Origin of the sequence: Albidovulum sp. (assembly GCF_049646345.1) — a bacterium.
In the GTDB taxonomy this organism is placed as follows: Bacteria; Pseudomonadota; Alphaproteobacteria; order Rhodobacterales; family Rhodobacteraceae; genus Albidovulum.
Genome location: NZ_JBARVQ010000711.1, coordinates 1 through 8461, shown reverse-complemented (window position 1 = coordinate 8461; position 8461 = coordinate 1). Strand labels below are relative to the sequence as shown.

Here is an 8461-nt window from a genome sequence, read left to right as displayed (position 1 = left end):
CCGGCGGCACGATCTGCGAACCGACCGATGTGCCGGTGAACAAGCGCCATCTCGACATGGTCTATTCCCATATCCGCTATTCCGACCGGCCCTTCCTCGGCTCGGTCACCGCAGAGGAGCGCAGCGAGGACAGCATCGACATGGCGCGGATCGTCTTTGGCGCGGATTTTGTCGATCAGAACTGCGTCATCATGGGCAATGTGAATGTCAACTCGCCCCTGGTCTGGGACGGCACGATGACAAAGAGCCTTCGCGCCTATGCGCGCGCGGGTCAGGCCGCCGTTGTCGTGCCCTTCATCCTTGGTGGCGCGATGGGGCCAGTGACCAATGCGGGCGCGATTGCGCAGTCGCTGGCCGAAACCATGGCGGGCTGCGCGATGACCCAGCTGGAGCGTAAGGGCGCGCCGGTTGTCTTCGGAAATTTCCTGTCGTCAATGTCGCTCCGCTCCGGCTCGCCCACTTTCGGCACGCCGGAACCGGCAATCGGGTCCATGGTGATCGGGCAACTCGCCCGCCGCCTGAACCTGCCCCTGCGCTGTTCGGGCAATTTCACCACCTCAAAACTGCCAGACGCCCATGCGATGACCGAGGGCACGATGTCGATGCTGGCCGCGGTGCATTGCGGCGCGAACTTCATCCTGCATTCGGCGGGCTTCCTCGATGGCCTGCTTTCCATGTCCTATGAGAAGTTCATGCTGGACGCGGATCTGTGTGGCGCGCTGCATACCTATCTCGACGGGATCAAGATCGACGACAATCAGCTGGCGGTCGATGCCTTTGCCGAGGTAGGCCCCGGCAATCATTTCTTCGGCTGTGCCCATACGATGGCGAATTACGAGACCGCGTTCTGGGACTCTGAGACCGCCGACAACGAGCCTTTCGAGAAATGGGAGGCCGCTGGCGGCGACGATGCGGCCACGCGGGCCAACCGGCTCTGGAAGCAGCGCCTGCGCGAATATGAGGCACCGCATCTTGATGAAGGGATCGACGAGGCGCTGAAGGAATTCGTGACCAAGAAGAAGGCCTCGATGCCCGACGCGTGGTACTGAGGCCCGGGCCCTGCCCCGGACAAGTTCCGGGGCCTCTGCCCGGGCTCGGCAAGAGGTCCCGGGTCAGGCCCGGGACGGGCTCACCCCCGAAGGCTCAAGCAAGAGTTCTGCCAAACGATGACGACCCATCCCCACCTTCTTTCCCCGATCACCTTGCGTGGCCAGATGCTGCGCAATCGCATCGTCTTTGGCGCCCATACCGCGAACATGTCCGATATGGGCCTGCCGGGGCCGCGCTTTGGCGCCTATCTATTGGAGCGTGCGTTGGGGGGCGCCGCGATGATCGTGGCCGAACCGATGCCGGTGCACCGCACGGGCGTTCTGACCCGCGGCAATTTCCGCCACGGCACCGACGACGTGATTCCACATTTCCGCCGTATCACCGAGCCGGTGAAAGAGGCAGGCGCGGTGCTTCTGCAGCAGCTTTATCATATCGGTTCGCACGGCGATTCCGACCTCAGCGTTTCGCCTCATTGGGGGCCGTCGGGCGGGCCGAGCTATCACGACAGCGACGGCTCGCACGCGATGAGTGAGGCCGAGATCGAGGAGCTGATCGCGGCCCATATCGCCGCTGCCGTCCGCTGCCAAAAAGGCGGCTTTCAGGGGGTGGAGGTCTGGGGCGCCTACCATTCGCTTCTTGACCAGTTCTGGGCGCCGTGGTCGAACAAGCGCACCGACCAATGGGGCGGTTGCCTGGAAAACCGCACCCGCATGTCGCGGCGGATCATCGAGGGCATCCGCAAGGCCTGCGGCGAGGATTTCATCATCGGCCTCGCGATCAGCACCTCGGACGCCTATGACGTGACGCTTCAGGGCGAGGCTTTGGCCGAGATTGTGTCCTTGCACGATGCCACCGGCCATATCGACTATGTCACCTGCGGCCATGGCGGCTATCTTGATTTCCAGCGGCTGATGCCGACCTTCCTTTACGGCGAAAAGCTGACCGCCCCCTTTACCGAAGAACTGAAGAAGGTCGTCAAGCACGCCAAGATCACGTCCGAGGCGCATATCCGCACGCCGGAAAATGCCGAGGCGGTAATCGCCTCGGGGCAGGCCGATCTGGTTTCCATCGTGCGCGGCCAGATCGCCGATCCGCATCTGGCGCGGAAGACCGCCGAGGGACGGGCCGAGGACGTGCGGGGCTGCATTTCCTGCAACCAGATGTGCTGGGGGCGTCGCAGCCGCGATTACTGGATTTCCTGCCTGATCAACCCCTCTGCGGGGCGCGAATTCGAATGGGGCGGCGACCGGTTCACCACCGCCGAGAAGCAGCGCCGCGTGGTTGTCGTGGGCGCTGGCCCGGCGGGATTGGAAGCCGCGAGGGTGGCCGCAGAACGCGGCCACCGCGTCGATATCTTCGAAGCGCAACCGAGGATCGGCGGCCAGTTCCGGCTGGCGGGCGAACAGCCACGCAGGGCGCAGATCCTCGACCTGATGGACTGGTATGAGCGGCAATTCGAAAAGCTGCAGGTCCGGCTGCATCTGAACAGCTACGCCGAGGCCGAAGACATCCGCGCGCTGAAACCGGAGGCCGTGGTGCTCGCCACCGGATCACTGCCCGATGAGGACGGGTTCCAGCGCTGGATGCCGGGGGCAGACCGGCTGCCCGGCATAGACAGGGGCAATGTCTGGTCGCCCGAGGACGTGATGCGGCGTGAGGCGAAGCTCGGCGATCATGTGATCCTTTATGACGAGGGCGGCCACTGGCGCGGGCTGGGCACCGCCTGGGCCATGGCCGAGCGCGGCCTGAAGGTGACAATCGTCACGCCCGAACCCTTCATCGGCAAGGAACTGGCCCGCACCTCATCCGACATCCCGCTGCGGCCCCGACTTGCGCAGCTCGGCGTCACCTTCCTGACCGAACACCTTATCGCCGAATGGCATGGGAATGGCGCGACGATCCACAACATGCTGACCGGGGCAGAGAGCCGGATCGACGCCTCCGCACTCGTCATGTCGACGACCAACCGCGCCTTCGACCCGCTCTCGACCGACCTCGACGGCATCGAAACCCACCTCATCGGCGATGCCGCCGCGCCCCGGCAGGCGCCCTATGCGTTCCACGAAGGCCGGAAGGTCGGACTTAGTCTCTGACAGCACTCCCGTCTGGATGCTCGGGGATGCACGGCCGTCCGTGAGGGCCGGGGCACCCCTAAATGCCCCGGCTGCGTTCGTTATACGCCAACCCCAACCAGCTCAATGTCATACGCGATGACATTCATTGCGTTGAGATCGGCAAGATCCACGTCGAGCAAGAGAACCGAACTGCCGGTGCCGTAGTCAAAAAGCACACCCTCGGCAGTCTGCGTTGCCAGCGCCAGCGGATTGACGGGGCCGGAACTGGCATCATATCCGAAATAGAGCTGATCCTCGGCCGCGTTGAAATCGCTTACGACATCCGCGCCCTGAGCCAAGCCTTCGCTCGCGTAGAAATAGGCCAGATAGTAGATGTCGTTGCCCTCACCCAGTGAGATCACGTCGTCACCGCCAAGGCCGATCAGAACGTCATCCCCATCGCCGCCATTCAGCGTATCGCCGTGATCCGAGCCGTAAACATTGTCATTGCCAGCGCCTGCATGGAATACGAAAGCGTCGGAATTGAAAAAGATCGCGTCGTCGTCGAAGTCGGTTCCGATCACGGTTTCAATCCCGCTGAAATTCATGATCGTGACGTCAAGGTCCCAATCCGGCGCGATCGTGCCGGATTGACCGACACCGCCCGAAATCGCCACGCCATGGTCAAGTCCTGACAGATCGAGCGTGTCGTGTCCGGCCCCGCCATCGACCGTATCGCTGCCGCCGCTCGCCAGGATCGTATCATTGCCCGCGCCTGCGAGAATGATGTCATCGACTGCGCTGCCCGCCATCAGGTCATCCCCGCCGGTGCCATAGGTAGTGCCGCCGACCAGCGTGACCATCGCTGTGGCGCTGTTGTTTCCGGTGTTGTCGTCGGGTTGCCCGCTGGCAGGATCAAGCACGGCAGTCACTTGCCAGCTACCTGCCGGGATCGACGGGTCAAGCGCAACAGTATGGCTGAGGGTCAAGGTTCCACCTGGTGCGAGCGATACTGGAACTGTGTCGATCAGCACTTGTTCGGTTCCGCCTCCGGCAGTCGCGACGGTTATGTAAAGCTGTACGTTCTGTGAGCCACTGTCGACATTTCCGTTGTTCGAGAGTGCGATGTCGAAGACAAGCGTGGCCCCGCCGTTGTTGTCAAAGTCCGATGCCGCTGCGTTGATCCCAACAGAGGTCATGGCGACGTCGTGGACCGGCGTTTCAACCGTGAAGCTCTGCCACGCGGACGTATTGTCGGTTTCGTCCAGCTCATTGAGTACGTCAGACGGATCGATTACCGCGCGGACGGAATAGTCGCCCGGCGGCAGATCAAGGCTGGCAAGATCGAAGCTGAGCGATGTGCTCTGGCCCGCGCCGAGCGCTGCAATGTCGGCAAGCCTCACGGTGGTGACGGGTACCCCGGCGCTCGTCACGATTTCCAACACGGCACCGGCGCTCGAATCGGTTTCGCCGTCCGAGATCACGTCGAAACTGACAATGCCGCTTTCGCCGGGTGCGAGCGAGGTGTCCGACAGGCTCAGCCCCCCGGCGGCAAGGTTCGGAACGGGGATGTAGACCAGTTCGTCAAAACTCATCGTTACATCGTCGAAAGTGAAGCTTTCGACATTGGTGAACAGAACCGTGCCACCCGCACCTGTCACCTGAACCGTGACCGCATCGATCTGCTGAACCGTATAGCTGTCGCGATTGCCTTCAAGTATCGCGACATCGCTGCCTGTGCCGCCATCCACCGTGTCGTTACCGGGGCCTGAGGCCAGAGTATCGTCGCCAGCACCACCAAGCAGCAGATCGTCGCCCGCGCCGCCCAAAAGGCTGTCATTGCCGGTGCCACCATCCAGAGTGTCATTGCCGTCGAGGCCCGACAGGGTGTCGGTGCCTCCCAGACCGGAAATCAGGTCATCTGCGGTTCCGCCTGTGATCGAATTGCTGTGTTTATTGCCTGTCAGGCCGCCGTTTCCCTTGGGTTTGGCATAATGAAACTCCCGTCAAAATGGTAACATATGGATAGGGTCGTGCTTGGGTATTGGTCACAAAATATATTTATTTAATGGCCTTTTGGCCGGTTTTGGGCCGACCGATCTTCTCGGAGTGTCGCGCTCTGATCAGAGTCAATTACTCAATCAGAGGCTTACAGGTAAACATGCATGCTCTGACCTTCTGACGCATCCCGTGAGCGCGGCGAACGGTCAGGTTGAAACCTGCCGGATGCCGCGGTTTTCTGGGGAAGATTGCCGGTGGGGCGGTCAGCCCTACGGTTCAGATGTCAGAGATTGAAGACCCGGCTCGGGTGCAATTCGCCCGATTTGTAGACCCCGACCGCGACGGCCCGGCCCTGATGGCTGGCCCAGGCCTCATCGCCCCAGTCCACGTCCGAGGCAAAGACCATGCCGGGATTGCCGTTTCTCAGCCGTGCCGCACCTTCCGGCGTCGCCTTCAGTTCCGGCAGGTCGGCCAATCCGACCTCAAGCGGCAACAAAAGCGCATCGAGGGCCTCTGTTTTGGCCAGTTCGTCGATCTTCTCGACCGTGACCCCATCACTTGCCTCGAACGGGCCCGACCATTCGCGGTGCAGCCAGGTGACATGGCCATGACAGCCAAGGGCGGCCCCCAGATCGCGGGCGATGGAGCGGACATAGCCGCCCTTGCCGCAGACCATTTCCAACTCGACCGTGTCGGCATCCTTCCGCGTGGTCATCTCAAGGTTTTCGACCCAGAGAGGGCGGGCGGCCAATTCCATCTCTTCCCCCGCGCGGGCAAGGGTATAGGCCCGTTCCCCGTCGACCTTCACGGCGGAAAACTGCGGCGGAACCTGCATGATTTCGCCCCGGAACGCGGCCAAAGCGGTGCGTATTTCGTCATCCGTGGGCCGCGCCTCGGATGTCGCGATCACCTCGCCCTCGGCATCGTCGGTCTTTGTGGCCACGCCCAGCCGCACCGCGAAGCGGTAGCATTTCAGCGCATCGGTGATGTATGGTACGGTCTTGGTCGCCTCACCCAAAGCCACGGCCAGCACGCCGGTTGCGTCGGGGTCAAGCGTTCCGGCATGGCCTGCCTTCTTGGCATCCAGCGCCCAGCGGACCTTGTTCACGACCGAGGTCGAGGTCATGCCCGCAGGCTTGTCCACCACCAGCCAGCCGGAAATGTCGCGACCCTTCTTGCGTGCCATGTCTTGTTCCTTACAGAAGAAGGCCGCCAGCTACCGAATGCGGCGCGCGGCGTCAACGCCCGGGTGCGAGAAGCCCCACCATCGGCCCCATCGGAAAGCCGATATCGTCGCGCCCGATCCCGGGCGCATAAAGGCGCGAGACCTTGCCGTCGAAGTAAAGCGCGTTGGGCAGGCCCAGCCCGTCGCGGAAGAGCCGGGCGAATTCATGGAACGTGACCCGCGCGTCGGAAATGGCAAAGACCGCCCGTTGCCCGTCGGCGCTGACGCCAACGCCGTTGCGGACATAACGCGAGTCGGAATCGGGCAGAAAGCGCGGATGCAGCGCGCCGTCGATGACCAGCATCGGGCCAGACTGGGTGGCAAAGGCGCAATCCGGCGGCGCAGCCGCGAAGGCGCGGGATTCCACGACGGCGAAGCTGTCGGTCCCGATACAAAAAACCCCGTTCGGCAACAGCCCGAAATTGCCCGGCCCCTCGGCGGTCACGATGGGCGCCACTTCGCGCCCGGCCTCGATATAAAGCCCGACCGGCGCGCGGTCGGAATGATACATGCCGGCATTCATCGCAAAGACCAGCCGCTGCCCCCCGGCCTCCACCTGATCGCGCAGCCGGTCGAACGTGCCAATGGGCCGGTCGTCCGCCCCGGTCAGGAACAGTTGCAGATCAGCGCCAACGGTCACATCGCAGATCGCATAGGACTGATCCTCGAACACCATGTCGCGGCAGGTTTCGGCCAGCGCGGCACCGGCCATGAGCATCAGCGCGACTGCGGCCCTAGCCCAGATCCTGATCATCGTCTTCATCGTCAGGTTTTGCGATATCGCGCTGCACCCGCTCATCCGACAAAAGCCGCCGGGTTTCGTCCATGCGGTCGAAGGTCTCGTCCAGCATGAACCGCAGTTCCGGCGCGAATTTCAGTTTCATCGCCTTGCCGACATGATGGCGCAGCTCGCCCTTCGAACGGTTGAGTGCGACCATCGCCTCATCGGCATCCTTGCCGCCGAGCGGCAGGACATAGACCGTTGCCACCCGAAGGTCGGCTGAAACCCGCACTTCGCCCACGGTGATCGACATCGCGCGCAAGACGTCGTTATGCACGTCGCCCCGCTGCAATACCTCCGAAAGCGTCCGGCGCATCAGTTCGCCGACGCGAAGCTGACGTTGGGTCGGACCTGAGCCGGATGAAAAGCGGTTCGTAGCCATGGTTCCCCTGTAATCCAGCTTCCGGGCGGCTGCAACGGGGCTTTGCCAAGGGGGGCGGCAACGGCTAAAGGAAACCGAAGCCAAGGCAGGAGACAACCATGACCGACATCCAAGATTTACCCGGTATCGTTGTAACCGGTGTTTCCGGCCGGATGGGTCAGATGCTGGTCAGGACGATCCTCGCCTCGGACCGGGCGCGGCTGGTCGGTGCCGTGGAACGGACAGGCCACGACTGGGTTGGCCGCGATCTGGGCACCGCGATGGGCAGGGCCGCGATCGGGGTCGTGGTGACCGACGACCCGCTTCAGGCCTTTGCCAAGGCGCAGGCGGTGATTGACTTCACCGCCCCCGCCGCGACGGTGGAATTCGCGGCCCTCGCGGCGCAGGCCCGGGCCGTCCATGTGATCGGCACGACCGGTATGGAAGAGGTGCATCTGGCAAAAATAAGGGCGGCGGCGCGCCATGCGGTCATCGTGCGCGCAGGCAATATGAGCCTTGGGGTCAACCTGCTGACCCAGCTCACGAAAAAGGTTGCGGCAGCCCTTGATGCCGACTGGGATATCGAGATCGTCGAGGCGCATCACCGGATGAAGGTCGACGCGCCCTCTGGCACCGCGCTCATGCTGGGCGAGGCGGCGGCAGAGGGGCGCGGCGTGGCGCTCGCCGATCACCGCGATTCTGGCCGCGACGGCATCACCGGCGCCCGCAAGCGCGGCGATATCGGCTTTGCGGCGATCAGGGGCGGCGATGTGGTCGGTGAACATGATGTGATCTTTGCCGCCGAGGGCGAACGGATCGTGCTCCGCCACCTTGCCACCGACAGGGGTATCTTTGCCCGCGGTGCGCTGAAGGCCGCGCTTTGGGGGCAGAATCAGAAGCCCGGCGAATACGATATGCTGGACGTGCTTGGGATCTGAACATCGCTTCCGGCCGGATCAGCCAGCCCAATCCCGGCAAAACGCCTGATC

The 8461-nt window shown here is 63.1% G+C and carries 7 protein-coding genes; 3 read left to right on the top strand and 4 right to left on the bottom strand.

Translation table 11 applies throughout. The annotated features are described in order from the left end of the window. Together WBB85_RS18560 and WBB85_RS18555 are read left to right on the top strand one after the other, a co-directional pair. Nucleotides 1-1049: trimethylamine methyltransferase family protein (locus WBB85_RS18560; RefSeq protein WP_432640075.1), on the top strand; the 1049-nt coding region annotated here is incomplete at its 5' end. 117 nt (nt 1050-1166) lie between these two features. Continuing rightward, nucleotides 1167-3143, top strand: a complete 1977-nt coding sequence (locus WBB85_RS18555; protein WP_432640074.1) for an FAD-dependent oxidoreductase — start codon at nt 1167-1169, stop codon at nt 3141-3143. Between the two features lie 80 nt (nt 3144-3223). Here WBB85_RS18555 and WBB85_RS18550 read toward each other — a convergent pair whose 3' ends face one another. The 4 genes from WBB85_RS18550 to rbfA all read right to left on the bottom strand — a co-directional run bounded on the left by WBB85_RS18550 (nt 3224) and on the right by rbfA (nt 7493). Continuing rightward, nucleotides 3224-5071, bottom strand: coding sequence for a CARDB domain-containing protein (locus WBB85_RS18550; protein WP_432640077.1), 1848 nt, complete (start codon nt 5069-5071; stop codon nt 3224-3226). A gap of 317 nt (nt 5072-5388) precedes the next feature. Then, complete coding sequence (gene truB / locus WBB85_RS18545; protein WP_432640073.1) at nt 5389-6291, bottom strand: tRNA pseudouridine(55) synthase TruB; 903 nt, start codon at nt 6289-6291, stop codon at nt 5389-5391. A gap of 52 nt (nt 6292-6343) precedes the next feature. Continuing rightward, nucleotides 6344-7084 carry a phosphodiester glycosidase family protein gene (locus WBB85_RS18540; protein ID WP_432640072.1) on the bottom strand — a complete coding sequence of 247 codons (741 nt, stop codon included), beginning with the start codon at nt 7082-7084 and terminating at the stop codon, nt 6344-6346. Continuing rightward, a complete protein-coding gene (gene rbfA, locus WBB85_RS18535; protein ID WP_432640071.1) occupies nt 7065-7493 on the bottom strand; it encodes a 30S ribosome-binding factor RbfA in 429 nt (142 codons plus the stop codon). Before rbfA ends, WBB85_RS18540 begins: the two co-directional genes overlap by 20 nt. Before the next feature lie 107 nt (nt 7494-7600). On the opposite strand from rbfA, the gene dapB reads away from it, so the two are divergent. Then, a complete protein-coding gene (dapB, locus tag WBB85_RS18530) occupies nt 7601-8410 on the top strand; it encodes a 4-hydroxy-tetrahydrodipicolinate reductase (protein ID WP_432640076.1) in 810 nt (269 codons plus the stop codon). The last annotated feature ends 51 nt before the right edge of the window (nt 8411-8461 follow it).